Consider the following 26,906-nt stretch of genomic DNA (forward strand, 5'->3'; position numbering starts at 1 on the left):
TTCGACCAGCAGGATGCGTTGGCCGCTGGCGCGGCGGCTGTCCAGCAATGCCCGTCTGGGCGCGCTGGCCGGCACCTGGGGCTGCTCAGGGTGACGCGGAAGGTACAGCGTGATCCGAGTGCCTTCGCCAGGCGTGGAGAGCAGACGCACTTGCCCCCCGACTGGCGGACGAAACCGTAGGTCATCGAGAGCCCGAGGCCCGTGCCATGGCCCATGGGTTTGGTCGAGAAGAAGGGGTCAAAGGCCCGCGCTGCCACCTCGGCGCTCATGCCGCAGCCGTTGTCGACCACGCTCAGGCGTACATAGTCCCCGGGCGGGAGATCCAGCGGTTGCGCGAGCTCAGGGTCCAGCACGATATTCTCACCCAGGATATCGACCGTGCCGCCGGCTGGCAGCGCATCGCGGGCATTGATGCACAGGTTGAGCAGCGCACTTTCCAGTTGCGGAGGGTCGATGAAGGTGGGCCACAGTTCGCTCGCGAAGTGGCTGCGCAGTGTGATGGATGGGCCAATGGTGCGGCGGATCAGGTCTTCCATGCCGCTGACAAGCGCGGTGACCTGGGTCGCGAGCGGTTGCAAGGTCTGCTGACGCGAGAAGGCCAGTAGCCGGTGTACCAGCGACGAGGCCCGTTGCGCGGAGTCGCTGGACAGGTCCAGCAAATGGGCCAACTCCTCGTAACGGGCCTGGGCCAGGCGTTGGTGCATCAATTCCTGAGCGTTGAGAATGCTCCCCAGCAGGTTGTTGAAGTCGTGGGCGATACCGCCGCTCAGCTGGCCCACAGCCTCCATCTTCTGCGCCTGGCGCAGCGCCTGTTCGGCCTTGGCCAGGCGTTGCTGCTCCTGCACACGCTCGCTGATGTCATAGGCGAACAGGTAGGCTCCCTGAACAGTGCCCTCGGGGGTGAGCAAGGCATTGAAGCGTAACTCGAAGTGACGCCGGTTCGGTGCCTGGCCAAAGGCCCCGGATGTGGTGAACTGCTCACCGGCCAGCGCGCGTTGCCACAGCGGCAGTATCAGGCAGTAGTCCGGCGAATCTTCACCCATCAGCGCGGGCATGTGGTCGCCGACGTCCGGCATGCGCCCGTACAGCTGGTGAAAGTCCTCCTGTGCCTGGCGATTGACTGCCAGCCAACGCATGCGCTTATCGATCACATGCACATTGGCCACGCTGTGGTCGACCAACTCGGCGAACAACCGACGCTCGGCCAGCGCTTCGCTGACACGCTGTTCGAGTTCTTCGTTGAGCCGTTGCAGCGCATGCTCGGCCTTGCGCCGTTCCGTCATATCCTGGAACAACACGGCCACCTGGCGCCGCTCGGGTGGTTCAACGCGAAACGTCGAAACGGCAAGCACGTGGCCGGTGGCAATCAGCTCCTGTTCGAACTGCAGAGGTTCGCCGGTACGCAGCACGGCGCCGTAACGCGCCACCCAGTCGTCGGCCTCGTCGGGGACCATCTCGCGCAGCTTCTGCCCCACCACGTTCGGGATCCCGGCATGCTTGGCATAGGCCGCATTGGCCATGACGTGAACATAGTCACTGAGCGGCCCATGCGGGCCGTCGAAGAACTCGATGACGCAGAAGCCTTCGTCCATGGTGTCGAACAGAGAGCGGAACAGGTCACTACCCAGCGCCTGCTGGTGTGCCTGGGCTGACTCAAGCTCGGCATTGCGCCGTTGCAGGGCTTCGACCTGCTGGCGCAGTTGCTGCAATTCGCGGTGGGGCATTGGGGCGTCCGGCACAGAGCAGTGCACAACTTTAGCCTGTGCGCCCCGGTGGCGGCTAGAACGATCGCACGATGCGCCCCAAGGTCTCCATGGCACGCTCGGCATCGTCATGCCAGGGGCTGCCGTAGTTCAGGCGGATGCAGTTACCGAAGCGTCGGGTGGGTGAGAAAATCGGCCCCGGTGCGATGCTGATGCCCTGGGCCAGGGCCATGTGGAACAGTTTCAGCGCATCCATCTGCTCGGGCAACTCCAGCCACAGGAAGTAACCGCCGGATGGCTGGCTGACCCGCGTCTGCGGCGGGAAATAGTTGGCGATGGCGGCGAGCATGTTGGCTTGTTGCCCTTCCAGGGCGTAGCGCAGCTTGCGCAGGTGGCGGTCGTAGCCGCCGTGTTGCAGGTAGTCGGCGATGGCGGCCTGGGCCGGCATCGACGCGCACAGCGAGGTCATCAGTTTGAGCCGTTCGATTTTCTGCGCGAAGCGCCCGGCGGCTACCCAGCCGATGCGGTAGCCGGGCGCCAGGCTCTTGGCGAACGAACCGCAATGCATCACCAGGCCTTGGGTGTCGAAGGCCTTGGCCGGCTTGGGCGCCTGTTGCGAGTAGTACAGCTCGGCGTACACATCGTCCTCGATCAGCGGCACCTGGTGGCGCCGCAGCAGCTCGACCAACGCCTGTTTCTTCGCCTCGGGCATGCTCGCACCTACCGGGTTCTGGAAGTTGGTCATGCACCACACGGCCTTGATCGGGTGCTTGTCCAGCGTCTGGGCGAGCGCGGCCAGGTCCATGCCTTCGCGCGGGTGCACCGGGATCTCCACCGCCTTGAGCTTGAGCCGCTCGAGCACCTGCAGGCAGGCGTAGAAGGCCGGCGCCTCGATTGCCACCAGGTCGCCAGGCTCGGTGACCGCCTGCAGGCACAGGTTCAGCGCTTCCAGTGCGCCGTTGGTGATCAGCAATTCTTCCATCGGCAACATCAGCCCGCCGACCATGTAGCGCAGGGCGATCTGCCGCCGCAACTGCGGGTTGCCCGGCGACAGGTCGGTGACCACCATGCGCGGGTCCATGGCCCGGCTGGCGCTGGCCAGCGAGCGCGACAGGCGCTGCAGCGGGAACAGTTCGGGGCTGGGGAAGGCCGAGCCGAACGGCACGGTGTTCGGGTCCTTGATCGATTCGAGAATGGAAAACACCAGCGCGCTGACATCCACGTCGGTCGATTCGCTCAGCGGCTCCAGCGGTTGCGGTTCGCTGAACTGGCGCGGCGCATGGGCGTTGACGAAATAGCCCGAGCGCGGCCGTGCACGGATCAGCCCGCGGCGCTCCAGCAGGTAGTAAGCCTGGAACACCGTCGATGGGCTGACCCCGTGGGCCTGGCTGGCATAGCGTACCGAAGGCACGCGCTGGCCGGGGCCGAGCACCCCGGAGCGGATCAGTTCGGCAATGTCGTCGGCAAAGCGTTCGTAGCGTTTCATGGGGGCTCGGCAAGCAAGGTGAACAGTGAGTGTAAGGGATCAGCGGTTGACCGGTGCGACGAAGCGGCTGTGCGCCACGCTGCGGATCGCCGGTTGATCGCTGTCCTGGATTTCAAAGGCCAGTGCCTGCGAGCTGCTGGCGGGGCGCTCGGCAAGCATGGCCACCGACACCGGCAGTTCGCTCATCTCGCCGGCGGGGATGACGAATTCGGCCTTGCCATGCAGCTCGAAGCCGTCGGCGTCCAGCAGGCGCAGATGATAGCGCTGGCTTTGCTCGGTCTTGTTGATGACCTTGAGCAAGTAGATGTTCTCGATCTGGCCGAGGGCGTTCTCACGGAACAGGCCACGGTCCTTGATCACATCCAGCGACACCATCGGGCGCAACTGCAAGGCCGCCACCAGCGCACCGATCATCACCAGCAAGGCCACCGCATAACCCACCAGCCGCGGCCGCAGCCAGTGCGTGGTGCCGCCTTGCAGGCTGTGCTCGGACTTGTAACCGATCAGGCCGCGCGGGTAACCCATCTTGGCCATCACGTTGTCGCAGGCATCGATACAGGCGGCGCAGCCGATGCAGGCCATCTGCAGGCCTTGGCGGATGTCGATGCCGGTGGGGCAGACCTGCACGCACAAGGTGCAGTCGATACAATCGCCCAGGCCTTGCGCGCGCGCGTCGCTGCCCTTTTTGCGTGGGCCGCGTGATTCGCCGCGGCGCGGGTCGTAGGCCACGGCCAAGGTGTCCTTGTCGAACATCACGCTCTGGAAGCGCGCATAAGGGCACATGTGCAGGCACACCGCCTCGCGCAGCAAGCCTGCGTTGATGTAGGTGGCAGCGGTGAAGAACACGACCCAGAACAACGCCACGCCGCCCAGTTGCAGGCTGAACAGCGCTTGGGCCAGTGGGCGGATGGGTGTGAAGTAGCCGACGAAGGTCAGCCCCGTGAGCACACCAATCGCCAGCCACAAGCTGTGCTTGAACGTACGGCGCGCCAGCTTGTTCAGGCCCCAGGGCGCGGCGGCCAGTTTGATGCGTTGGTTGCGGTCGCCTTCAGTGACTTTTTCGCACCACATGAACAGCCAGGTCCACACGCTTTGCGGGCAACTGTAGCCGCACCACACACGGCCGGCGTACACAGTGATGGCAAACAGGCCGAACGCGCAGATGATCAGCAGTGCCGACAGCAGGATGAAGTCTTGCGGCCAGAAGGTGGCGCCGAAGATGTGGAACTTGCTGCTCGACAAGTCCCACAGCACGGCCTGCCGGCCGTTCCAGTCGAGCCAGGCAGTCCCGAAGAACAGCATGAACAGCAGGCCGGCGAAGCCAATGCGCAGGTTGCGGTACAGGCCCGTGAAACTGCGGGTATGGATACCGCTGACGGCAGGCCGCTTGGGGGCGGCCAGTTCGATGACTTCGATTCGGTCGTTCATGGCTTCGGTGCTCATCGCGCCTCGATCAGGCATGAGCACTATGAGCGCCGAGCTGTTTCCAGCACAGGCTCAGATTTCACCATTAAAACCGTATCAGATTGCCGCCAAATGTTGCTGAAGCCTTAAATCACCGAGCCTGGAACGCTGGCTTTCAGATGCCTGCGGCTATCCACCGCACCGGCTACAGTCAGCGCGTCGGCTTCGCTTTCGGTAATCGGTACACGCTGACCGGCCAGCAGCGCCACGGACATGTGCAGTTGTTCATCGGTGATGATCTCAATGTCCGGGCCTTCGCCTTCGATGCGCAGGTCTTCGCCAATGAGCGTGCAACGGCGGGTGCTTTCTTCGATTTCGATGGGCATGGGGTGGCTCCTCCGGGGTGCGGTCAACAGTTGTGACCGCAGGCCATGCAGGGTTGCTGCATTATTCGGCCGGGCGGGCACTTTGCCTGATGTGCAGGGGTCAACCATCCAGGTGCCTGTATCGGCCTTTTCGCGGGCAACACATGAGTACTCACCCATGGACGTCATCTGGCAAACCATCCAGGCGGAATTCGCCGACATCACTGACGAACAGGAAGTCACGCGCATCCTCCTGCGCCTGTTGATGGCAGCGGTGCTGGGCGCTGTGCTGGGCTTCGAACGCGAGCACAAAGGTAAATCTGCCGGTGTGCGCACGCACATGCTGGTGTCCATGGGGGCCGCGCTTTTCGTGTTGGCGCCCAGCATGGCCGGGGCCGACGATCAGGCGCTGAGCCGGGTGGTCCAGGGCATCGTCGCGGGCATCGGCTTTCTCGGCGCGGGTACCATTCTCAAAGGTAACGGTCGGGATCCCAGCCATGTCAAAGGCCTGACCACCGCTGCCGGGCTGTGGATGACGGCTGCGATCGGCACGGCGGCGGGTATGGGGCGCGAGGCGACTGCCCTGATCAGCACGCTGATGGCATTGCTGGTGCTGGCAACGATGCCGTTGGTTGTGGACAAGGTAGAAAGGGAGAACGAAGAGAAGCAGAGAGAGGAGGGGAGCGGGAAGCACTGAGGGGAGCCGAAGCTCCCCTCAAAGCGTTGTTGCCTGCTCTTTTCTTATTATTGAGACCGGCCTTTTGTTGTTTTTGTAAGCCTGTCCTGGTGTTGCGAGCGACCCCCACCCGGGGTCAAGAGCAAACGTATTTTTTTGAGCGCTGACCTGCTTTCATCCTGAGGATCCGATGCTGACTGCCGCTACCTTGAGGTAGTTTTATTGTTCTGTGCCAGCTCGCGGGGGCGAACCCCTGAAAAACCTGCCTACTTCAAAAAGATCTGCTTGCTGCGCCTCTGCCGTGTTGTTTTTGTTATGTCAGAGCCGGTACATGTTGTTTTTATTGGGTGTCACGTTTTTTGTTGTTGTTGTACCAAAGATATAGCAGGTGCCGTGCCAACTTTAGAAAATCCTTTAAAATCAAAGGCTTGATCGAAAATGGAAAAACGGGCCACCTGAAATTCTGTCGAATTGTTTCCCTGTTACCCGATTTTTTGCTGGAGCCTGTGGGGGCGGTAACACTCCACCCACACAGATGTGACAGGCGTGTGAACCCTAGTGCGCGCTGCGTGCCCGCGCCACGCGCGAACCATTGGCCCGGCCCAGTACGCCGCTGATGCGTTGCCCGGCCGCGATCAGCCGGTCGAGGTCGATACCGGTTTCGATCCCCATGCCGTGCAGCAGGTACACCACGTCTTCGCTGGCGATGTTGCCCGTGGCGCCTTTGGCGTAAGGGCAGCCCCCCAGCCCGGCCACCGAACTGTCGAACACACTGATGCCTTCGAGCAGGCTGGCGTACACATTGGCCAGCGCCTGCCCGTAGGTGTCGTGGAAATGCCCGGCCAGTTGCGCACGCGGCACCACGGCCGAGACCACCTCGAAAAGCCGCCGGGTATCACCTGCGGTGCCCGTGCCGATGGTGTCGCCCAGCGATACCTCGTAGCAGCCCATCTCATGCAGGGCCTTGGCCACCGGGGCGACCTGTTCGGCACTGACCTTGCCTTCATACGGGCAGCCCAGCACGCAGGAAACGTAACCGCGCACCCGCACGCCGTGGCTGCGCGCGGCTTCCATGATCGGCTCGAAGCGCTTCAGGCTGTCGCTGATCGAGCAATTGATGTTGCGCTGGGAAAACGCCTCGGAAGCGGCGGCGAATACGGCCACTTCCTTCACCCCCGCCGCCAGGGCGTCCTCGAAGCCACGCAGGTTGGGCGCCAGGGCCGCATAGGTAACGCCTGGGCGCTGCTGGATGCCGGCGAACACTTCGGCAGAGCCGGCCATCTGCGGCACCCATTTGGGCGAGACGAAACTGCCGACTTCGATGTAGGCCAGGCCAGCGTCGGTCAGGTCGTCGACCAGCCGCACCTTGTCGGCGACGCTGATGGGCTGGGCTTCATTCTGCAGGCCGTCGCGGGGGCCGACTTCGACCAGGCGGACTTTTTCGGGCAAAGGCATGGCGGGGTTCCTGTGGCGGGTCAACGGTTGTCGTTATTGTTCAAGGTGGCGGCCAGGGCTTGTTCGCAGCGTTCCTGGGCGGTGTCCAGCTCCAGTTGCATCTGGTGGATGTCGAGCATTTGTTGTTCAAGCTGGGCGCGACGCTCGGCGATCTTCCCCAACATGCTGTTGAGCTGCTTGAGGTTGCCGCTGGTGGGGTCGTACAGTTCGATCAGTTCACGGCATTCGGCCAGTGAGAAGCCGATGCGCTTGCCACGCAGGATCAGCTTCAGGCTGACCTTGTCGCGTGCCGAATAGATGCGCTCCAGGCCGCGCCGCTCCGGGCTCAGCAGGCCCTGTTCCTCGTAAAAGCGAATGGCGCGGGTGGTGATGTCCAGCTCGCGGGAAAGGTCGGAGATGCTGTAGGTCTGGCTACTCATGCTTGGGCTCGGCGTGGGGTATGCCAGTATCCTGAATGCAGGTTGACGTATACGTCAAGCAGGGCGGTGGAGATGTGCTTGTTCACCGGCCTCTTCGGGCTACCGCCAATCATTCAGGCTGCACTGAACGCCGATAGCCATTGGGCGTCTGCCCGCTCAGGCGTTTGAAGAACCGCGCAAAGTAGGTCGGGTCACTGAACCCCAGGCTGTCCGACAGCTGCCCGATGCTCATGCGTGTGTAGATCAGGTTGCGCCGGGCCTCCAGCAACAGCCGTTGATGCACCACTTGCAGTGCGGTCTGCCCGCTCAATGCCCGGCACAGCTGGTTGAGCTGCAGGCTCTGGATGTTCATCCGGGCGGCAAAATCTTCCACCGACAAATGCTCACGGTAGTGCGCCTCGACCAGGCGCAGGTATTGCCCCAGGAGCTGCCGGTCACGCTCATCGCGGTTACGCGGCGCCTGGCCCAGTTGCTGCCGGCGGCTGATCCACACCATCAGCGCGGTCACCAGGGCTTCGAGCAGGGTTACCCGTGCCGGCTCGTGGCCCTGGTATTCCTGCTGCAGCGTCTCGATCAGGTTGCGCAGCCGCACGCGGTCCTTGCCCAGCGGGTAACACGCAGCCTTCGTCAATACGCTCAGCGGCGCGCCCAGGCGTTGCTCCAGGTCGGCCACCAAGGCCGTACCGAAAGTCAGCACATGGCCCTGGATGTCGGCGCTGAAGCGAAAGCCGTGCACGGTCAGCGGCGGCACCACCTGGATTGCGGCCTCGTCGACGACGCTGCGCACGCCCTCGATCTCCACCTGGGCCTGGCCACGCTGCACATACAGCAACTGGAACAGCTCGGCGTGCTGGTGCGGCTTGATCTCCCAATGGTGCAAGCGGCTGCGCGCGGGGATCGACTCGCAATGCAGCAGGTCGGTACCGGGCCAGGCCTGGTTTTCGCCATAGAGCTGGAACAACGGTACGCCGGGGAGGGTGGATTTCATGCTGGTAACGCCTGTCCGTTTATCGAACACTTTTTATAAAAGTGCAGGTTTTGCATGGGATAGCACACTTAATTGGCCAGAGTTGCCAGTAAAAATGCAAGTGCGAACCCTAATAGCACGAGACAACAACAATGAAAACTCAGGTTGCAATCATCGGGGCTGGTCCGTCCGGCCTGCTGCTTGGCCAATTGCTTTACAAGGCTGGAATCGACACGGTCATTCTCGAACGCCAAACCGCTGAATACGTGCTCGGCCGCATCCGTGCCGGGGTGCTTGAGCAAGGTACCGTAGACCTGCTGCGTGAAGCGGGTGTTTCCCAGCGCATGGACCACGAAGGGCTGGTCCATGAAGGTGTCGAGTTGCTGATCGGCGGCCGGCGCCAGCGCTTGGACCTCAAGGGCCTGACCGGTGGCAAGACGGTCATGGTCTACGGCCAGACCGAAGTTACCCGCGACCTGATGCAGGCACGCGAGGCCAGCGGCGCGCCGATCATCTATGCCGCCAGCAATGTCCAGCCACACGAACTGAAGGGCGAACGGCCCTATGTCACGTTCGAGAAGGACGGGCAAACCCACCGCCTGGACTGTGATTACATTGCCGGTTGCGACGGCTTCCACGGTGTTTCCCGGCAGAGCATCCCGCAAGGCGTGCTCAAGCATTACGAGCGCGTCTACCCGTTCGGCTGGCTGGGCCTGTTGTCCGACACCCCGCCGGTCAACCATGAACTGATCTACGCCCACCATGAGCGCGGCTTCGTGCTGTGCAGCCAGCGCTCGCAGACGCGCAGCCGCTACTACCTGCAGGTACCGCTGGAGGAACGGGTGGAGGACTGGCCGGACGAGCGTTTCTGGGGTGAGCTCAAGGCCCGGTTGCCCGAGGATGTGGCGGGGCGCCTGGTGACTGGCCCGGCGCTGGAAAAGAGCATCGCGCCATTGCGCAGCCAGGTGGTCGAGCCGATGCAGTATGGCAACCTGTTCCTGGTCGGCGACGCCGCGCACATCGTGCCGCCCACCGGCGCCAAGGGCCTCAACCTGGCGGCCTCGGATGTCAATTACCTGTATCGGATCCTGGTCAAGGTTTACCGCGAGGGGCGTACCGACCTGCTGCAGCAGTATTCACCGCTGGCGCTGCGCCGGGTATGGAAAGGCGAGCGGTTCAGCTGGTTCATGACCCAGTTGCTGCATGACTTCGGTGAGCACAAGGATGCCTGGGACCAGAAGATGCAGGAAGCGGATCGGGAGTACTTCCTGTCGTCCGAGGCGGGGTTGGTGAACATTGCCGAGAACTATGTGGGGTTGCCGTTTGAGGAGGTGGTGTAAGGGTGTATAGGTGCATGCCGGGAGGTTTTTGGCGCGCTTGAGATCGAGCGCCGCCCGCGCGGCGCATCGCGAAGCGCTTGCCTTGAGATCTTCAGCGCCCTTGAGATCGAGCGCCGCCCGCGCGGCGCTTCGCGGGGCAAGCCCGCTCCCACATTTGTTGCAACGTGCCATGGCCTGATAGGCCATAGTTGTCAGCCTTGGAGGCTCGACGAGGTTTTTCGGCTGGCGCTGCTGCCGCCTCGCCTGACTTAAGTCATGCGCCAAGGCGAACAACCATGGCCTGACTGGAACGGCAGGTTGCAATAAATGTAGGAGCGGGCTTGCCCGCGATGCGCCGCGCGGGCGGCGCTCGATCTCAAGCGCGCCAAAAGCCCCGCGTCATGCACTTCGAAAGGACACCCCCAATGCCATTCCCGACCCACCTCATCTGCACCATGTCCCTGGCCCTCGCCACCCAATACGCCTCTGCCGACCAACTGCTCCCCGCACCCCCCGAGCTGCAATCCGGCTACCGCAGCGGCCTGCAACCCGTGCACGCCACCCGCCATATGGTCGCCGCCGCCAACCCCTTGGCCAGCGAGGCCGGGCGGGCCATGCTGCGGGCCGGCGGCAGCGCCATCGATGCGGCAATCGCCATGCAGATGGTGCTCACCCTGGTCGAGCCGCAATCCAGCGGCATTGGTGGCGGAGGGTTCATCCTGTACTGGGATGGCCAGCGTGTGCAGGCGTACGACGGCCGCGAAACGGCGCCGGCGAGGGTAACGGAAAAGTTGTTCCTGCAACCGGACGGCACACCGATGCCGTTCAGGGACGCACAGATCGGTGGGCGCTCGGTGGGCGTGCCCGGCGTGCTGCGCGCCCTCAAGCTGGCCCACGACCAGCATGGCAAGCTGCCGTGGAGTGAGCTGTTTGCCCCGGCCATCGCCCTGGCGCGCAAGGGTTTCCCGGTTTCGCAGCGCTTGCACACTCTGGTGGCCGGTGACCCTTTCATTGCCGGCTCACCGGCAATGGCCCGGTATTTCCTCGATGGCCAGGGCCGGCCTCTGGCAGTGGGCACGTTGTTGCGCAACCCGGAGCTTGCGCAAACCTTCGAGCGCATCGCAGCGCAGGGTGTCGACGCGTTCTACACCGGTGACATCGCCGAGGCCATGGTGGCCCAGGTGCGCAGCCACGCCAATGCCGGGCAACTGTCGATGCAGGACTTGCGCCAGTACCAGGCCCGGGAGCGCACACCGCTGTGCGGCCCTTACAAAGCCTGGCAAGTCTGCGGCATGCCGCCGCCGTCCTCGGGCGGGGTGGCCGTGCTGCAGACCTTGGGCATCCTTGACGCACTGCAGCGCAGCCACCCGCCGCGCGACCTGGCAACCATGCCACCGCGCATCACGTCGTCCGTGGCAGGCCTGGAGCCGGCCCCACTGGCAGTCCACCTGATCGCCGAAGCCGAGCGGCTAGCCTACGCCGACCGCGCCCAGTACCTGGCCGACACCGACTACGTGCCGGTTCCGCTCAAGGCGTTGACTGCTCCTGCCTACCTGGCCGAGCGCGCCAAGCAGGTCGGTGACTTCAGCATGAAGTACGCGCGCCCAGGCAAGCCACAGGGCGCGGACCTTGCCTTGGCCCCCGACCGCTCACCGTTGCGCATTTCCACCTCACACCTCTCGGCCGTGGACGACAGCGGCCAGGCCCTGGCCATGACCACGTCGGTGGAGGCGGCGTTCGGCTCGCACCTGATGGTCAGGGGCTTCCTGCTGAACAACCAGCTCACTGACTTTTCCTTCATCCCGCAGGAAAACGGCAAGCCCGTGGCCAACCGAGTGCAGCCTGGCAAGCGCCCGCTGTCCGCCATGGCGCCAACCTTGGTGTTTGCGCCTGGCTCGGGCGAGCTGGTCGCCAGCCTCGGATCGCCGGGTGGTTCACAGATCATCGGCTACGTGAACAAGGCGCTGGTCGGCCTGCTGGACTGGCGGCTCGACCCGCAGCAGGCCAGCAACCTGCCGAACTTTGGCAGCCGCAACGCCGGTACCGAAGTGGAAGCCGGGTTGACCAGCCAGGCGTTGATCCGCCAACTGGCAGCCTGGGGCCATGAGGTCACGCCCATGCCCATGACCAGTGGCATGCAGATCATCCAGCGCACTGCCACAGGGTGGGCGGGTGGCGCCGACCCGCGCCGCGAAGGCGTGGCACTCGGTGATTAGCCGTGGTAGAAGTCAGCTCTGCCATCCATTAGTTGAATACCCAGATGTCCATCAGCGTGAAATCGAATAGAGCCCTGTTCGACCTAGACCTGCTGCGCGCCATTGTCGTGGTGGCCGATTGCGGCAGCTTCACCACTGCCGCTGCACGCCTGCACTCGACCCAGTCGACCATCAGCCAGAAAGTCCGGCGCCTGGAAGACATGGTCGGCCACCGCTTGCTGGTGCGAGGCAACCGCGACGTGCTGCCTACCGACGCCGGCCAGACCTTGCTCGGCTATGCCCGGCACATGCTGGCGCTGAACGACCAGATGCTCGAAGCGCTGGCCGGGGCCATGGTCGGCGTTACCGTGCGCCTGGGCGTGCCGGAAGACTTTGTCGGTGGGCGCACCACCAATGCGTTGTCGGCCTTCAGCCGGCTGCACCCGCAGGTCAAGCTGGAAGTCACCAGCGGCCTGTGTCGCGACCTCAGCCAGGCCTACGACAACGGTGAACTCGACCTGGTGCTGCTCAAGCAGCGGCGCAATACCCGCGAAGGCGTCGCCTGCTGGCCCGAGCGCCTGCAATGGATCGACAGCGCGCGCATGCCGTCCTTCGAGCTCGACCCGATCCCGCTGGTGACCTTCCCGCCACGTGGGCTGTACCGCGAAGACATGATCAGCGCCATCGAAGGCATGGGCCGGCGCTGGCGCATCAGTTTCACCAGCTCCAGCCTCAGCGGTATCCAGGCGGCAGTGGCCGATGGCATGGGCATCAGCCTGCTGCCACCGCGCGCTGCCACCCGTGAACATCGGGTAATGGGGCAGCAGCAGGGGTTGCCGGAGGTGGACAGTTACGAAATCGTCATCCTCCACCGGCCGACGGCGGACGTGATGATCAAGGCGCTGGCCGAAGTGATGACAGAGTTGCTGGCGGGGGGAGGGATCTGACGCCATGCCCCCGCAGGCTAAAAGAAGCTGCGCTGCGCCTTGAGCGTGACCATGCTGTCGCAGTAGGTGTTGATGCCCGCGTAGGCATCACAGCCACCACCGCTGAGGTTGGAGTTGCTGTAGATCAGGTTGAGGTCGATGCCAAGCCAAGGCCGCGACAGCTCCAGCGACCAGTCCGAAAACCCGTTCACCTGGCTGCCGTCACCGATGGTGAAGGGGGTGCCCAGGCGATGGTGAGCGAGCTTGACGGTGAAGTCGGCATCGAGCAACGGCAACTGGCCGAAGTCGGCGAACAGGGTACCGGTGCGGTTGTCCGGGTTGTCCCGCCAGGCGCCGCCGATGCGGCTGCCCATGATCGATATGCCGCCATACAGGGCATAGCTGTCGGGCCCGGCGATATTGGGCTGGCTGTAGTGGATCAGGCCCACTTCGTAACCCAAGGTGCTGTCGAAATGGTCCTTGTAGCCCAGGTAGCTGTCCAGGCGCAGGGTGGAATCGGGCGTTACACCCATGCTCGGCGCATATTGGCCGAGGTACCAGCCGCTGGGATGGCTGAGGTCCAGGCCGCCGTGGAAGGCGCCGACCGCGCTCGGCGAGATCAGCCCTTGGGCCATGCTGCGTGAAGGCGTGGTGCCGAGCTTGAAGTCGAAATCGCCCAGTTGGCGCTGGATCTGCTGCGCCTGCAGCGCCTGGCTGAACAGCAGGGCCACACTCAACAACAGAAGGGGCCTGATCATGGTCACCGTCCTGGAAGGCTTGCTCTTGAGCGGCACAGGATACCCGTGTTGCCGAGCAGGGAAAACTACATGGCACTCATTGAAGGGGTTGGGAAATCTCGATCAGGTTGAGGTCCGGGTCCCGCACGTAGACCGACAGGATCGGCCCGGTCGCCCCGGTGCGCTTGACAGGCCCCTCGATGATGGGCCATTGCGCCTGCTCCAGGTGGGCGATCACCGCCTCCAGGCTGACGCTGGCGATGAAGCACAGGTCGAGTGCCCCAGGCACGGGCAGGTGGGCTTTGGGCTCGAACTCATGGCCGCGCACATGCACGTTGATTTTCTGGTTGCCGTATCGAAAGGCCAGGCGGCCGGCGCCGAAGGTTTCCAGCTGCATGCCCATTACTCGGGTATAAAAGTCGGTGCAGGCTTGCACGTCGACGGTAGTCAGCACCAGATGGTCCAGGTGGTCGATCATTGGCAACCTCGGTGGTAAGGGCTGAAGGGTTCAGCCCGGCAGCCACCATGATAGAGCGCCCCGCACGTCTTTCAACTCAGCCACTGAACCCTGGTTGCGTCTCGACCACCTCGGTCACCACTTGCGGGCTTGCCGCGCGCAGGATCACGCGCTTGCGCAGTTCGTATTCATCCAGCGACAGGGCTTGGCGCTGAATGGCTTCGAGTTGCAGCTGGCGGTTTTCCTCGGCGGTGTAAGGGCGCAGTTCGGGGTGGCTGGTGCAACCGCTGAGCACGGCAATGCCAGTGGCGGTCAGGGCAGCGAGCAGCAGGCGGGCCGTGGTGTTCATTGGAAGCTCCAGAGTACGGGGGCAAGTGGCGAATCGATGGAGCTAGGTTATTGGGTGAGCGCGATCAGTAGAAATTGCCCCTCTCGATAGTGACTATTGATGCTGGCAAGTACGGTGTGCAACACGCAGCCTTTGCTAGGCTTACACCCCACGCAGCTTCACCCCGAGGGAACTGTGATGCGCATGCCATTGCTATGTATCGTGTCGGCGGTGCTCTGCCTGAGCGCTGCGTCGGGTTTTGCCCAGGGCGAATCGCCTCCCGCACCTGCGCCCTCGGCCGCTGAAGCACAGTCGGCCAAACAGGCGGTGTTCAATCAGGAACAGCTCGACCAGATGCTCGCGCCCATCGCGTTGTACCCCGATGCACTGCTGGCGCAGGTGCTGATGGCCGCCACCTACCCCGGGGAAGTGGCCGAAGCGGTGACCTGGTCCAAGGCCAACCCCAAGGCCCAGGGCGATGATGCCGTCAAGCAAGTCGCCAAACAGCCCTGGGACCCTAGCGTTCAGGCGTTGGTAGCGTTCCCGCAGGTGCTGGTGGTGCTCGGGCAGGACCCGGTCTGGGTGCAGCGCCTGGGGGATGCCTTCCTGGCCCAGCCCGATGATGTGATGGGCGCCGTGCAGCGTTTGCGCCAGCAAGCGAAGGCGGCAGGCAACCTGCAAAGCAACCAGTACCAGAACGTCACGGTGCAGGCTGCCCCGGCTTCGACTGCCAGCAGTGCGCCGGCCAGCACCATCATCATCCAGCCGGCCGACCCGCAGGTGGTCTACGTGCCCACCTACAACCCGACCACCAGCTACGGCACCTGGGCCTACCCGGCTTCGCCGCCGGTGTATTACCCGCCGTCGCCGCTGTATTACGCGGGGACGGCGCTGATGGCCGGGCTGGCCTTTGGCACCGGTGTGGCAATCGTCAATTCGTTGTGGGGCGATTGCGATTGGGGGCGCAACGACATCGATATCGACGTCAACCGCTACAACAACATCAACGTGAACAACCGCATCGGCAACAACCAGAACACCTGGCAGCACAACGCCGTGCACCGTGATGGCGTGCCGTACCGCGACAACCGCAGCCGCCAGCAATATGGGCGACAACTTGACGGGGCTAGCCAGCGTGCGGCGTTCCGAGGCGACGACGCCCAGCGCGCCCAGGCCCGCGACCGCGCCCGCGCGTCAATGGATAAGGCGGGCATCGAACGGCCGGCCACCAGCAACCGCCAGGCCCGTGAACAGGTGCGCGAAGCCCAGGCCAACCGCCCGCGTGCCACCGACCGCCAGCCGCAGGCCAGAAGCAACCGCGACAATCCGCAGGCCCGCCAGACGCTGCAGAACAGGCCGAACAACAGTGCCGGCAGGGCGCGCGACAATGCCTTCGAGGGCGTACGCTCACCAGCGCGTACCACGGCCCTGGCCGATCGCGGCCGCACCAGCCAGACGCTCGCCCAACGGCCGAATGCATCGCGCGCGGCGGGGCACGCCATCTCCCGGCCCAGCGCGCCCATGCGCCGCGGCGGCGGAGGAGGCCGGCGATGAACAGGACAATCCTCACGGTTTGCCTGGTTGCCCTGGGCAGCGCAGGGTCAAGCCTGGCCGCCGCTCAGCAGGCATTCCCGACACCTGAAAAGGCCGTCGAAGCCTTCGTCCAGGCGTTGGGCACGGAGCATGCCGACCAGGCGCGCCTGGCGCAGTTGCTCGGTGACGACTGGCGCACCTACATCCCTCGCGAAGGCGTGCAGCGCAGCGACGTCGATGCCTTCCTGCAGCAGTACCACCAGCAGCATCAGGTCGAACAGAAAGGTGATCGCCAGGCGGTACTGGCGGTAGGCAGCGAGCACTGGACCTTGCCGATTCCGTTGGCACAGAGTGCCAGCGGCTGGCGCTTCGACCTCAAGGCTGGCAGCGCCGAGATCCGTGCACGGCGCATCGGCCGCGATGAGCTGGCGGCCGTGCAGTCGCTGCTTGCCTACCACGATGCGCAGATGGAATACGCCTCGCAAGACCGCAACGGCAACGGTGCCCTGGAGTACGCCCAACAGATCTTCAGCACCCCCGGCAAGCACGACGGCTTGTACTGGGAGGGCGAGGCGGACGGCCAGGTCAGCCCGTTAGGCCCGCTGTTCGGCCAGGATGCAGTGGGTGACGACTGGTACGGCTATCACTTCCGCATCCTCGACGCCCAGGGCCCGTCGGCCCCGGGCGGTGCCTACAGCTACCTGATCGGCACGCAGATGAGCCGTGGCTTCGCCATGGTCGCCTGGCCTGCAAGGTATGCCGACACCGGGGTGATGAGCTTCATGGTCAGCCACGACGGCCAGGTGTTCGAGAAAGACCTGGGGCCGCAGGGCGACAAGCTGGCCAAGGCCATGCAGCGCTTTGACCCGGATGACAGCTGGCAGGTGGTTGCAGTCGATGCCAGCGACTGAGCGGCTTGGCCCTACCGATTATCCTGGACAACGGTGGAGGTTTTGGCATGTCGAATCAGAGCCGGAGCGAACCACTCGGCCGTTCGCATATCGAAAGAAATAACTAGAGCGCTTTGAACAACTCGTCATCCAAGAAGCCGGCGACAAGGAATATCTCATGGCAAAAATTGAGGAAAACGACATATTCACCCAGGTGGTACGCTTTGATGTAACCGCCGACAAGCAGCTAGTGCTGATTGAAGCCATTGCTGCCGAGGTTGAGCGATGGGTGCGATACAGGCCGGGCTTCGTCTCCTCAACCTTCCATGCAAGTCTCGATGGGAAGGCGGTACTCAACTACGCGCAATGGGAGAGCGAAGATGACTTTGAAGGTTTTACTCAGGACCCTGAAACCGCGCGATTGCGAAAAGCCGTCACCGATGTCGACCCCTCTCTAAACCCGCACGCCATGCAGTGCCGGGTGGTTAGAAGCATCGACAGGGCGTCGTAACAACGGAAGTTCGTGCGGTGAGAACAGCTGCTACGAAGCGAACCGCCGCAGCACGCGGTGGTTCAATCAGCCGATAACGCGATCCCAAGTATTACAGCCACTTGCCAGAGCGCTGGCCAAATGCGTCGCACGCGGTCGAGCAAGTTGTTCTTGAGCGCTTGGCTGACAGCCTTGGTGGGTGGTGATGAGTGTGAGGTCCGCTGCGGTGAGAAAGAAGTACCCCGCGCCTTGCGGGGTACTGTGACTGGGGCTCACTCAGCCGCTGAACGACTCCATGAGCACCTGTACCAACTGACCGCCTTCAGGCGTTGCCCAGCTCCCGGCCAGTTCGGCAATCAGCTGGTTGGTGGTGGTCAGCGTTACCCCAGCCTTGTCCATCCGGCGCAGCGCGATGTCATCAGCCATTGCGGTTGGCGACGCGCCCGCGTCGGCGACAACCTGTACTTCGAAGCCGTCACGGACCAGCGAAAGTGCCGGGTAGACGGTGCAGACATCATTGGTTACGCCGGCAATGATGAGCTTCTTGCGACCAGTTGCTTTGACGGCTGCGGCAAAATGTTCATCGTCCATCGCGTTGACGATGCCCAAGCGCTTGATGCGCCCCGCGAACTCGGCCGGGAGGATTTCTTCCAGTTCACTCAGCAACGGCCCTTGCGCATGCTCCTCCATGCTGGAGGTGAGCACGACCGGCAGCTTGAGAATACGCGCCGCCTTGGCGAGCATCAGGGCATTGCGTTTGAGCTCATCGAAGGGCATGGATTTAGCCCACCCCATGGTGCCAACCTGATGATCGATCAGCAGCAGAGCAGCGTTGTCAGCATTGAAATTTTCGTGAGTCATGATGATCTTCTCGCTAAGTAGGGGAACGGTTGTTGGCTCATTGGCTGTGCAGGCTGCCGAACAACCCGCGTTGGTAGCGCTGCACGGCTTCGCCCAGGGCACCGGGTGACGCCAGCGCCATTGGGCCTTGCCAATGAATGGGCTGGTTCAGCGGCGTACCTGAAAAAACCACTGCCTTTGCGGCGCCGTTTTCTGCCTGCATCGTGATAACCCTCCTTTGCCCTTGGGGCAGATTTACTGGGGCCTTTGGATCAAGCGGACTGAACGGCTGACCCTCCACAGCGACCTCACCATCAATCGGCACGACGAACGCGACATGCCCGACAGGGATTGGAATTTCTACCTCGCTGCCCGCTTCCAGCAGGATGTCCAATAATCGGACATCGGTGGGTAACGAAAGGGGGGAGGCGATCTCGCCGAAGGCCCCAAGGGGGACACGAATCTTCACTCCCGGCAGGCGTACAACGGGTACATCGCGTGCTTCCAGGCTGAAGGCATGTGGAGCCTGCGCCTGTTTGTCCTCGGGCAGATTGATGAAGATTTGCAGCATGTGCACGGTCTTGCCGGGCTCCGCTGGTACCTCTTCATGCACCACGCCGCTACCCGCCGCCGTCCAGTGCAGGCCACCGGGATGAATCAAATTGCGATTGCCCAGTGAGTCCCGGTTATCGATCCCCGTTTCTGAATCCAGAAACAGGTATGACACGGCGGAGAAACCCGCATGCGGATGCGGTGGGAAGGTCGGTCCGCTGATCCAGGCATGATCCACACCCAGGAACGGATCAATTGGTTTCGCAAACTGATCGCCACGAAGGCTGAACGCTCGGAACTGGCTTCCATGATTCATACGCTGCAGGCGTGCGGTGGGTAGCATGGCGGCGCTCCTCAGGCCCCTTGGGTCAGGGTTGGGTAATCGATGTAGCCCTCTGCGCCAGGCGCATAGAAGGTGTTTTTATCCGGGGCGTTGAGCTCGGCACCGACGCGCAGACGCTCTGGCAAGTCCGGGTTGGCGAGGAACGCACCCCCAAGTACGGCTGCATCCGCTTTGCCGCCGGAAATAAGCGCCTCGGCGCTTTCTTTGTTCAGGCCACTGCCGATCAGGTAGCTGTCATTGAAGAGCGGACGCAGTGCACTGTGGTAGTCGAACTCGGCACCAAACAGCGCGACGTGCAGGTAGGCGAGGTTGAACGGCCGCAGGTGCTTTACCAGGTAGGTGTAGGTCTCTTGCGGATTGGCGTCGACGATATCGTTGAAGTTCATTTCCGGAGAAATCTTGATACCCACGCGATCGCCGCCCACTTCCTCGACTATCGCGGCAAGCACTTCGAGAACGAAGCGAACGCGGTTTTCAACTGAACCTCCGTATTCGTCTTCGCGCTGGTTGCTGCCGCTGGACAGGAACTGTTCCGGCAAATAACCCGACGCTGCATGCAACTCCACACCGTCGAAGCCAGCCTCGATGGCCCGGCGAGCAGCCTGGCGGTAACCTTCAACGACGCCGGCGATTTCGACGATGCTCAGTGCATGCGGGATGACGAAGTCCTGAAGGCCGGTAGCGGTATAGGTTTGGCCCGCGGCCTTGATGGCTGATGGTGCCTGTGGCTGGGCGCCGTCGATCAATGACGGGTGAGAAACACGGCCGCAGTGCATCAGTTGCATGAAGATACGGCCGCCACGGGCGTGAACGGCTTCAGCGACCTTTTTCCACGCTGCTACCTGCTCATCGGTTTCAATGCCCGGGGTCCGTACATAACCCTTGCCAAGCGCAACCGGGAAAACACCTTCGGAGATGATCAGACCAGCACTGGCGCGTTGCTCATAGTAGGTAGTGACGAGATCGGAAGGAACGCCAGCATCGTCGGCACGTGAACGCGTCATGGGGGCCATGACCATGCGGTTGGACAGCGTGTAACGGCCTACTTGGACTTCGGAAAAAAGAGAGTTCATTACAGTGCTCCTTTGCGGTGATGGGGTTATCATCATTCAATCCGTTGCCGGGATAAATACGGCAAAATTGAAATGACTGATCCATTTTTGGAGCAATGCTTGGAATACCTGAACGACATGGCTCTGTTCGTCGAGGTCGTGAAGATGCGCAGCTTTCGGGGCGCAGCGGAGTCCATGAACATGCCAAGCTCGACGCTTTCAAGGCGTATTACCAGCCTGGAGAAGCAGATAGGGTTGCGCCTGCTGCATCGCACCACGCGCAAGATTGAGCTGACAGAGGCCGGCCAGCTTTACTTTGATCGGTGCAAACGCATTGTCGACGAAGCGAGGCTGGCGCATGAGCAGCTGGGTGAGTTGCTCGCCAGGCCCAGCGGCCTGTTGCGCGCCTCGTTGCCAGTGGACTTCGCCAACATCTACCTGGCGCCGTTGATTGCGGATTTCGCACGACTGTATCCAGGCATTACCTTTGACTTCGATCTCACACCACGGCAGGTCGATTTGGTCAGTGACCCCGTGGATGTCGTCATTCGGATGGGCGAGCCGGCCAATTCCAACTTGATTGCGCGGAAACTGGCCACCCTGCAACGCGGCCTCTACGCCTCACCTCAATACCTGGGGGTTTCCGGCGAGCCCCACGATCCAGCGGAGCTTGTGCATCACGAATGCCTGCGGATGTCAGGGGCAAGCGCGGACAAGTGGACCCTGACCAGCGAGGGTGCGGTCGAACAGGTTCAGGTGGGTGGCCGCTTTGAGCTGAACAGTGTGGGGATGTTGCGTCGACTTGCCTCGCTGGACCTTGGCATCGCACTCCTGCCTGCCGGTATCGCTGCTCCAGATGTCGAGGCAGGGGTTTTGCAACGGGTATTGCCGAAGTGGCAAGCGACACCGGTACCCGTGTACGCATTGACAGAAACCCGACTGCTTCCCGCGAAAACCCAGCGCTTTATCGAGTATCTGCGAGATCAGCTGGAGCGGCCTTGATGACGAAGACCGGGGCGCCCGCGAAGCGGGAGGGCCCCGATCGTTGCGCGTGGTGCCAAGTCAATCCGCCAGGCTTGAACGCAGCATTTCACCGTCGACCAAACGACTGATACCCAGCGGATTGGCGTTTTGCAGCGCTGGGGGGAGGAGCGCATCCGGGTAGTTCTGAAAGCATACCGGACGCAGGAAACGGTCGATCGCCAGGGCACCGACGGAGGTGCCGCGAGCATCCGAGGTAGCCGGGTAGGGCCCGCCATGCACCATGGCGTCGCACACCTCGACACCGGTTGGATAACCATTGAGCAGCACCCGACCGACCTTTTCCTGTAGCAATTGGCTCAGCCAACCATAGCCGACCAGTTCCTCGGCTTGGCCAATCAACGTAGCGGTCAGTTGCCCGCGCAATGCCTGCACCGCCGTAGCCAGTTGCGCTTGGTCCTCGACCTCGATGATGACCGTGGCCGGCCCGAACACTTCTTCCTGCAGCAATGGATCGCCGCCCAACAATAGGCTGACATCCGCCTTGAACAACTGCGGCTGCGCTTGACGCTCACCTTGCACGGCACCCGCCAAGTGGGTCACGCCTGGGTGGTTGTACAGTTGCTCAAGGCCATGGCGATAGCTGGCCAGTGTGCCTTGGTTGAGCATGGTCTGCGCCGGTTGCTCGGCTATCTGACCCTTGAACACTTCGATGAAGTCAGTGAATGCCGCAGAGCCCATACCGATGATCAAACCGGGATTGGTGCAGAACTGCCCGCACCCCATCGTCACCGAGGCCGCCAACTCACGCGCCACCTGCTCGCCCCGCGCCTGCAACGCTTCAGGCAGCAGGATAACCGGGTTGATGCTGGACATTTCGGCAAACACCGGGATCGGTTGAGCGCGCTCTGCAGCCATGCGGCTCAGCGCATTTCCGCCCTTGAGCGAGCCAGTAAACCCCACCGCCTGAATTGCCGGATGCTTGACCAACCACTCGCCGACACCGCCGCCATAGATCATGTTGAACACCCCGGCCGGCATGCCGGTGCGGGTCGCGGCACGCAGGATCGCGTCGGCCACCGCCTCGGCGGTGGCCATGTGGCCACTGTGCGCCTTGAATACTACCGGGCAGCCTGCGGCCAGCGCCGCAGCGGTGTCACCACCGGCAGTGGAGAACGCCAGGGGGAAGTTGCTGGCGCCAAATACCGCCACCGGGCCGACGCCGATCCGATACTGGCGCAGGTCAGGGCGGGGCATGGGTTGGCGCTCCGGCAGCGCGCGATCGATCCGCGCACCGTAGAAGTCGCCTCGGCGCAACACCTTGGCGAACAGGCGCAGCTGGCCGCTGGTACGGCTGCGTTCGCCCTGGATACGCCCGCCAGGCAGGGCAGTCTCGCGGCACACCGTGGTGATGAAGTCATCGCCCAGGGCATCGAGTTCGTCAGCGATGGCCTCGAGAAACGCTGCGCGCTGCTCGGCGGGCAGGTTGCGGTAGGGCTGGAAGGCGGACGCTGCAGCGACGCAGGCGGCGTGAACCTCAGCCTCGGTGGCCTGGCTGAATACGCCTGGCAACGGCTCGCCGGTAGTGGCATCGAGGCTGGTTAGCAGGGTGTTGCTTTGCGCCGAGCGCTGGCCGGCGATGTAGTTGTGACCAAGAATTCGGGTCATGCGGGCTCCGGTTATGAAGGCTGGGGGATCAGGTAATGGCGCCGATCTGCCATGGCACGAACTCATTCTGGCCGTAGCCATGCTGTTCGCTCTTGCTGCGTTCGCCCGAGGCAATGCTCAGCATCATTCGGTAAATGTGTTCACCACGCTCTTCGATGGTCATGCTGCCGTCGGCAATGCCGCCGCAGTTGACGTCCATGTCCTCTTCCTGGGTTTCCCAAAGGCGGGTGTTGGTCGCCAGCTTGATCGACGGCGAGGGCGCGCAGCCATAAGCCGAGCCGCGCCCTGTGGTAAAGGCGATCAGGTTGGCGCCGCCGGCGACCTGGCCGGTGGCAGAGATTGGGTCGTAGCCGGGCGTGTCCATGAACACCAGGCCGTGGGCGTGCACTGGTTCGGCGTACTCGTATACATCGATCAGGTCACTGGAGCCGGCCTTGGCCACGGCACCCAGGGACTTTTCCAGGATGGTGGTGAGGCCGCCGGCCTTGTTGCCCGCCGACGGGTTGTTGTTCAGTTCGGCGCCCATCCGCTGGCAATAGGCTTCCCACCACTGGATGCGGGCGATCAGCTTCTCGCCCACCTGCTGGCTGACCGCGCGGCGTGTCAGCAGGTGTTCGGCGCCGTAGATTTCCGGGGTTTCCGAGAGAATTGCGGTGCCGCCGGCCGCCACCAGGCGGTCGACCGCATTGCCAAGCGCCGGGTTGGCGGTGATACCCGAATAGCCGTCCGAGCCCCCGCACTGCAGGCCGACCGTGAGGTGGCGGACGCTGACCGGCTGGCGTTCGACCTGATTGGCTTCGGCCAGCAGCGACTTGACCTGGGCGATCCCGCTGGCAATGGTCTTCGAGGTGCCGCCAGTACCTTGGATGGTGAACGTGCGCAGTGCATGGCTGCTTTGCAGGCCCTGGGCCGCCAGCAGGTCGGGGATCTGATTGGTTTCGCAGCCCAGGCCGATCAACAGCACCGAAGCGAAGTTGGCATGCACGGCATAGCCGCCAAGGGTACGGCGCAGCATGGCAAGTGCCTCGCCACCGGGGTCGACTGCGCAACCGACGCCGTGGGTCAGGGCGACCACGCCATCGACGTTAGGGTAGGGCGCCAACGCCTCGGGGTGGATGTCACGGCGAAAGTGGTCGGCGATAGCCCGCGCCACCGTGGCCGAGCAGTTCACCGAAGTGAGGATGCCGATATAGTTGCGCGTGGCGACCCGGCCATCGGCGCGCACTATACCCATGAAGGTATCGTCATTGGGCGCCTGCTGCCCCTTGGCGTCGACGCCAAAGGCGTAGTCGCGGGCAAAGTCGCCCATCGCCAGATTATGCACGTGCACATGTTCGCCAGCCCGGATGGCCTGACTGGCAAAGCCGATGATTTGCCCATAGCGGCGCAGGGGTTCGCCTGCCTTGATATCGCGGCCTGCGACTTTGTGGCCGGCTGGAATCGGTTGGCGCACCGTGATGCCTTCGTCCAGCAAGAGGCCTTCGGTCAGGGGCTGGCGAGCAACGAGGACATCGTCCAGCGGGTTGAGCCGGATCACGGCGTTGGCAGCGCTTGCACTGCCTGTTGTTGTAATGAGTTGCATGACATTCACCTCAATGGGGCGCCTGGCTCAGGCCAGCCCGCGCTCGCGATAGTCGATCAGGCCAGAAAACAGCATCAGGCCGAAGGCCATGACCACGAAGAAGATCAGGGCCAGGAAATAGGAACCGGTGAACTGCACGATCAGGCCGATCAGGATCGGCACCAGCACGCCGACCATGTTGCCGCAGAAGTTCATGCTGCCGCCCAGCACCCCGGCCTTGGACTTACCGCCCAGAATGGCTGGCAGACACCAGTACATACCGCACCAACGGATGAAGAACAGCGCCACGCAGAGCAGGGCGATGACCAGGCCGGCATCCGGCGTGTAGGCCACCAGCAGGATGCACAGTGCGGCGACCGCGGCGGAGCCGGCGAACATGCTGCGCATCACAGTATTCGGTTTACCGCCGCTGGCTTTCCATTTGTCGGAGACCCAGCCGCCGATCAGCTCGCCAACGAAGCCACACATGAAGATCAGGAAGGTCGCCCCGCCCATGGCCTTGATGTCGAGGTTATGCGCTTGGTGCAGGTAGCTCGGCATCCAGGTCAGCAGGCCGTAGAACACGCTGTTGTAGCAGGCGTAGCCGGCGAACATGCACAGCACAGAGCGGCTTTTGAGTAATTCCTTGAGCACGGCCTTACGGTTGCCGTTGCCGTTGCCCTTGCTCGCGGCATCGTTGGCCTGGGTGATGTAAGCCAATTCAGCGGCATTGACGTGCGGATGCTCGCTGGGGTGGTTGCGGATGTACCACCAGGCCCAGATACCGGCGGCCACTGTGCCGACTCCAGCGACGATAAAGGCGATGCGCCAAGAGTCGAACCAGGTGATCAGGCCGGCGATGATAATGGCGCCGAATGCAGTGCCCAGCGGCGCGCCGCCGTCGACCAGAGTGGCACCCCGGCCACGCTCGTTGGGCGTCAGCCAGGCGCCGTTGAGCTTGGCGCCAGCGGGCATGATTGGCGACTCTGCCACGCCCAGGCCAATGCGCGTGACCAGCAACGTGATCCAGTTATGGGCAAACCCGCCCAAGGCCTGGAATGCGCCCCAGCCGATGGTTGCGACGCCAATGATATTGCGCACCTGGAAGCGATCGAGCAGCACCCCTGCAGGAATCTGCATCAAGGCGTATGACCAGAAGAACGCGCTCAGGATCAAGCCTTCAAGCGCAGGCGTCAGCTCGAATTCGGCGGAAATCATCGGCAGTGCTACCGACAGCGAAGCGCGGTCGATGTAGTTGATCGCCGCCAGCAACAGCAGGATCAGGAAGATGCGCCAACGCACAGTGGTCGGCTTGGCGTTAACGGTCATCGCCAAAGCAGGCGCGGGAGCTGCAGGGGAAGGGCTGTTGTTCATGCTCATCTCACTTTTGTGATTGTTATGAAATGCCGCGGCGGCGCGGCCCTGCGCCGCCGTCGGGTCAGAGCGTCTTCACCGCGCCGGGTGCGATGGCCGCAGGCGTCTTGCTGATGCCGTTTCGCAGGGGGGCGCCGAACTCCGCCAGGCTGATTTCGAACACATCGCCCTCGACGGCCTTGACCTGGTCGGCAAACGACAGCGTCGCGGTGCCGAAGAAGTGAATGTGCACATCACCGGGGCGCAAAAACTGGCTGTACTTGAAATGGTGGTACTCCAGATTCTCCAACGAGTGGCACATGTTGTCCTCACCGCTAAGAAAATCCTTTTCCCATATCACCTGGTCACCGCGCAGTATTCGGCTGCTGCCCTGCAGATGGCGTGGCAACTCGCCGACACGCAGTTCGGGACCGAATGAGCAATTACGCAGTTTGGAGTGCGCCAGGTACAGGTAACTACGCCGCTCCATCACGTGGTCGGAAAACTCGTTGCCGATGGCAAAGCCCAGCCGGTACGGCAGGCCGTCATCACCGATCACATACAGGCCAGCCAGTTCCGGTTCTTCACCCGCATCCTCGGCAAAGGCGGGGGGCTGCAAGGCTTGCCCTGGGCGGACGACGATCGAACCATCGCCCTTGTAGAACCACTCTGGCTGCGCGCCGGCACTGCCTGCTGGGGGGCGGCCACCCTCAATCCCCCATTGGAACATGCGCGCGGTGTCGGTGAGCGCCGCCCCGTCGGCGATTTTCTGCTGGTGCATCTTGTCGCGGGTAGAGGCACTGCCCAGGTGCGTGAGCCCGGTACCGCTGATCAAGCAGTGTGCCGGGTCTTCATGGTCGAGCGGTGGAAGCACCCGGCACTCGTTCAAGGCATCGCTGTAGCGCTGGTCGGTGCTGTCCAGACCGCGTTCGAGCACTTGCGCGGCGAGGCTGCGCTGGTTGCGGATGGCTGCAAGGGCCAGTTCCCGCAGGTGCGTGGTGTCGCGCACAACCTGAATCAGGTCGCCTTCGACGACGCCGACGTGGCGCTGGGAGGGTGCGGTTTCGAATTGGATCAGGCGCATGCTGGCTCCGGGTTGTTGTTGTGGGGAAGCACGTGCCAGCCACTTTAAATATCCCTGCCATTGGTGCCTAATGAGAGCTGTTGACCCCGTGATAACTTTTAGTGATCCCCTATGCTGCCTCC

24 protein-coding genes and 1 pseudogene are annotated in these 26,906 nt (G+C 63.1%); 8 read left to right on the forward strand and 17 right to left on the reverse strand.

All coding sequences use genetic code 11. The features are described 5' to 3' along the window. Positions 1 to 143 precede the first annotated feature (143 nt). From ACNQPL_RS22545 to ACNQPL_RS22560, 4 genes and pseudogenes are all read right to left on the reverse strand, one after another. Positions 144 to 1,835 (reverse strand): annotated as a pseudogene (locus ACNQPL_RS22545) (PAS domain-containing protein); the annotation flags it as partial. Beyond that, entirely contained in the window at positions 1,780 to 3,189 is a 1,410-nt protein-coding gene (gene mapR / locus ACNQPL_RS22550) for a GntR family transcriptional regulator MpaR (protein ID WP_387529600.1), read from the reverse strand. The pseudogene ACNQPL_RS22545 and the gene mapR, both read right to left, overlap by 56 nt. A 39-nt stretch (positions 3,190 to 3,228) precedes the next feature. Next, on the reverse strand, positions 3,229 to 4,617 hold the full coding sequence (gene ccoG / locus ACNQPL_RS22555) for a cytochrome c oxidase accessory protein CcoG (protein WP_416467976.1): 1,389 nt from the start codon (positions 4,615 to 4,617) through the stop codon (positions 3,229 to 3,231). Between the two features lie 122 nt (positions 4,618 to 4,739). After that, positions 4,740 to 4,979 (reverse strand): DUF3203 family protein, encoded by a 240-nt coding sequence (locus ACNQPL_RS22560; RefSeq protein ID WP_346613061.1) that lies wholly within the window; start codon positions 4,977 to 4,979, stop codon positions 4,740 to 4,742. Positions 4,980 to 5,136: 157 nt separating this feature from the next. Here ACNQPL_RS22560 and ACNQPL_RS22565 point away from each other — a divergent pair, with 157 nt between their 5' ends. Beyond that, a complete protein-coding gene (locus ACNQPL_RS22565) occupies positions 5,137 to 5,655 on the forward strand; it encodes an MgtC/SapB family protein (RefSeq protein ID WP_346613062.1) in 519 nt (172 codons plus the stop codon). A gap of 534 nt (positions 5,656 to 6,189) precedes the next feature. On the opposite strand, the gene ACNQPL_RS22570 is transcribed toward ACNQPL_RS22565, so the two are convergent. The 3 genes from ACNQPL_RS22570 to ACNQPL_RS22580 all read right to left on the reverse strand — a co-directional run bounded on the left by ACNQPL_RS22570 (position 6,190) and on the right by ACNQPL_RS22580 (position 8,496). Then, positions 6,190 to 7,089 carry a hydroxymethylglutaryl-CoA lyase gene (locus ACNQPL_RS22570; RefSeq protein WP_416467945.1) on the reverse strand — a complete coding sequence of 300 codons (900 nt, stop codon included), beginning with the start codon at positions 7,087 to 7,089 and terminating at the stop codon, positions 6,190 to 6,192. Positions 7,090 to 7,109: 20 nt separating this feature from the next. After that, the gene (locus ACNQPL_RS22575) at positions 7,110 to 7,508 is read right to left on the reverse strand and encodes a MerR family transcriptional regulator (RefSeq protein WP_346613064.1); all 399 of its coding nucleotides are present in this window, start codon (positions 7,506 to 7,508) and stop codon (positions 7,110 to 7,112) included. A gap of 109 nt (positions 7,509 to 7,617) precedes the next feature. Then, entirely contained in the window at positions 7,618 to 8,496 is an 879-nt protein-coding gene (locus ACNQPL_RS22580) for a helix-turn-helix domain-containing protein (protein WP_416467946.1), read from the reverse strand. 131 nt (positions 8,497 to 8,627) lie between these two features. On the opposite strand from ACNQPL_RS22580, the gene pobA reads away from it, so the two are divergent. The 3 genes from pobA to ACNQPL_RS22595 all read left to right on the forward strand — a co-directional run bounded on the left by pobA (position 8,628) and on the right by ACNQPL_RS22595 (position 12,936). Then, complete coding sequence (gene pobA / locus ACNQPL_RS22585) at positions 8,628 to 9,815, forward strand: 4-hydroxybenzoate 3-monooxygenase (protein WP_416467947.1); 1,188 nt, start codon at positions 8,628 to 8,630, stop codon at positions 9,813 to 9,815. 404 nt (positions 9,816 to 10,219) lie between these two features. Continuing rightward, entirely contained in the window at positions 10,220 to 12,010 is a 1,791-nt protein-coding gene (gene ggt, locus ACNQPL_RS22590) for a gamma-glutamyltransferase (protein WP_416467948.1), read from the forward strand. A 44-nt stretch (positions 12,011 to 12,054) separates the two neighbouring features. Continuing rightward, positions 12,055 to 12,936 (forward strand): LysR family transcriptional regulator, encoded by an 882-nt coding sequence (locus tag ACNQPL_RS22595; RefSeq protein WP_346613068.1) that lies wholly within the window; start codon positions 12,055 to 12,057, stop codon positions 12,934 to 12,936. A gap of 17 nt (positions 12,937 to 12,953) precedes the next feature. Here the strand turns inward: ACNQPL_RS22595 and ACNQPL_RS22600 are convergent, their stop codons facing one another. The 3 genes from ACNQPL_RS22600 to ACNQPL_RS22610 all read right to left on the reverse strand — a co-directional run bounded on the left by ACNQPL_RS22600 (position 12,954) and on the right by ACNQPL_RS22610 (position 14,458). Next, a complete protein-coding gene (locus ACNQPL_RS22600) occupies positions 12,954 to 13,673 on the reverse strand; it encodes a TorF family putative porin (RefSeq protein WP_346613069.1) in 720 nt (239 codons plus the stop codon). A gap of 76 nt (positions 13,674 to 13,749) precedes the next feature. Further along, positions 13,750 to 14,130: a VOC family protein gene (locus tag ACNQPL_RS22605; protein ID WP_416467949.1), complete on the reverse strand. Its 381-nt coding sequence runs from the start codon at positions 14,128 to 14,130 to the stop codon at positions 13,750 to 13,752. Between the two features lie 76 nt (positions 14,131 to 14,206). Beyond that, positions 14,207 to 14,458: a hypothetical protein gene (locus ACNQPL_RS22610; protein WP_346613071.1), complete on the reverse strand. Its 252-nt coding sequence runs from the start codon at positions 14,456 to 14,458 to the stop codon at positions 14,207 to 14,209. Between the two features lie 177 nt (positions 14,459 to 14,635). On the opposite strand from ACNQPL_RS22610, the gene ACNQPL_RS22615 reads away from it, so the two are divergent. The 3 genes from ACNQPL_RS22615 (at position 14,636) to ACNQPL_RS22625 (ending at position 17,371) form a co-directional block, all read left to right on the forward strand. Next, on the forward strand, positions 14,636 to 15,991 hold the full coding sequence (locus ACNQPL_RS22615) for a DUF3300 domain-containing protein (RefSeq protein WP_416467950.1): 1,356 nt from the start codon (positions 14,636 to 14,638) through the stop codon (positions 15,989 to 15,991). Continuing rightward, positions 15,988 to 16,881, forward strand: a complete 894-nt coding sequence (locus tag ACNQPL_RS22620) for a DUF2950 domain-containing protein (RefSeq protein WP_416467951.1) — start codon at positions 15,988 to 15,990, stop codon at positions 16,879 to 16,881. Before ACNQPL_RS22615 ends, ACNQPL_RS22620 begins: the two co-directional genes overlap by 4 nt. A 157-nt stretch (positions 16,882 to 17,038) precedes the next feature. After that, positions 17,039 to 17,371, forward strand: a complete 333-nt coding sequence (locus ACNQPL_RS22625) for an antibiotic biosynthesis monooxygenase family protein (RefSeq protein ID WP_416467952.1) — start codon at positions 17,039 to 17,041, stop codon at positions 17,369 to 17,371. Positions 17,372 to 17,626: 255 nt separating this feature from the next. Here the strand turns inward: ACNQPL_RS22625 and ACNQPL_RS22630 are convergent, their stop codons facing one another. From ACNQPL_RS22630 to ACNQPL_RS22640, 3 genes are read right to left on the reverse strand one after another with little or no spacing between them, the layout of a single operon-like run. Beyond that, complete coding sequence (locus tag ACNQPL_RS22630; protein WP_346613075.1) at positions 17,627 to 18,211, reverse strand: isochorismatase family protein; 585 nt, start codon at positions 18,209 to 18,211, stop codon at positions 17,627 to 17,629. Between the two features lie 37 nt (positions 18,212 to 18,248). Next, entirely contained in the window at positions 18,249 to 19,085 is an 837-nt protein-coding gene (locus tag ACNQPL_RS22635) for a pirin family protein (RefSeq protein WP_346613076.1), read from the reverse strand. An 11-nt stretch (positions 19,086 to 19,096) separates the two neighbouring features. Beyond that, a complete protein-coding gene (locus ACNQPL_RS22640; RefSeq protein WP_416467953.1) occupies positions 19,097 to 20,158 on the reverse strand; it encodes an alkene reductase in 1,062 nt (353 codons plus the stop codon). A gap of 99 nt (positions 20,159 to 20,257) precedes the next feature. Here ACNQPL_RS22640 and ACNQPL_RS22645 point away from each other — a divergent pair, with 99 nt between their 5' ends. Further along, complete coding sequence (locus ACNQPL_RS22645; RefSeq protein WP_416467954.1) at positions 20,258 to 21,139, forward strand: LysR family transcriptional regulator; 882 nt, start codon at positions 20,258 to 20,260, stop codon at positions 21,137 to 21,139. A gap of 60 nt (positions 21,140 to 21,199) precedes the next feature. On the opposite strand, the gene ACNQPL_RS22650 is transcribed toward ACNQPL_RS22645, so the two are convergent. From ACNQPL_RS22650 to araD1, 4 genes are all read right to left on the reverse strand, one after another. Next, on the reverse strand, positions 21,200 to 22,786 hold the full coding sequence (locus ACNQPL_RS22650; protein WP_416467955.1) for an aldehyde dehydrogenase (NADP(+)): 1,587 nt from the start codon (positions 22,784 to 22,786) through the stop codon (positions 21,200 to 21,202). A 28-nt stretch (positions 22,787 to 22,814) separates the two neighbouring features. Beyond that, positions 22,815 to 24,368 (reverse strand): UxaA family hydrolase, encoded by a 1,554-nt coding sequence (locus ACNQPL_RS22655; protein ID WP_416467956.1) that lies wholly within the window; start codon positions 24,366 to 24,368, stop codon positions 22,815 to 22,817. 27 nt (positions 24,369 to 24,395) lie between these two features. Continuing rightward, positions 24,396 to 25,721: an MFS transporter gene (locus tag ACNQPL_RS22660; RefSeq protein WP_416467957.1), complete on the reverse strand. Its 1,326-nt coding sequence runs from the start codon at positions 25,719 to 25,721 to the stop codon at positions 24,396 to 24,398. 64 nt (positions 25,722 to 25,785) lie between these two features. Next, a complete protein-coding gene (araD1, locus tag ACNQPL_RS22665) occupies positions 25,786 to 26,784 on the reverse strand; it encodes an AraD1 family protein (RefSeq protein WP_416467958.1) in 999 nt (332 codons plus the stop codon). Positions 26,785 to 26,906: the final 122 nt, after the last annotated feature.

It is taken from the genome of Pseudomonas sp. LFS044 (assembly GCF_047978245.1).
Taxonomy (GTDB): domain Bacteria; phylum Pseudomonadota; class Gammaproteobacteria; order Pseudomonadales; family Pseudomonadaceae; genus Aquipseudomonas.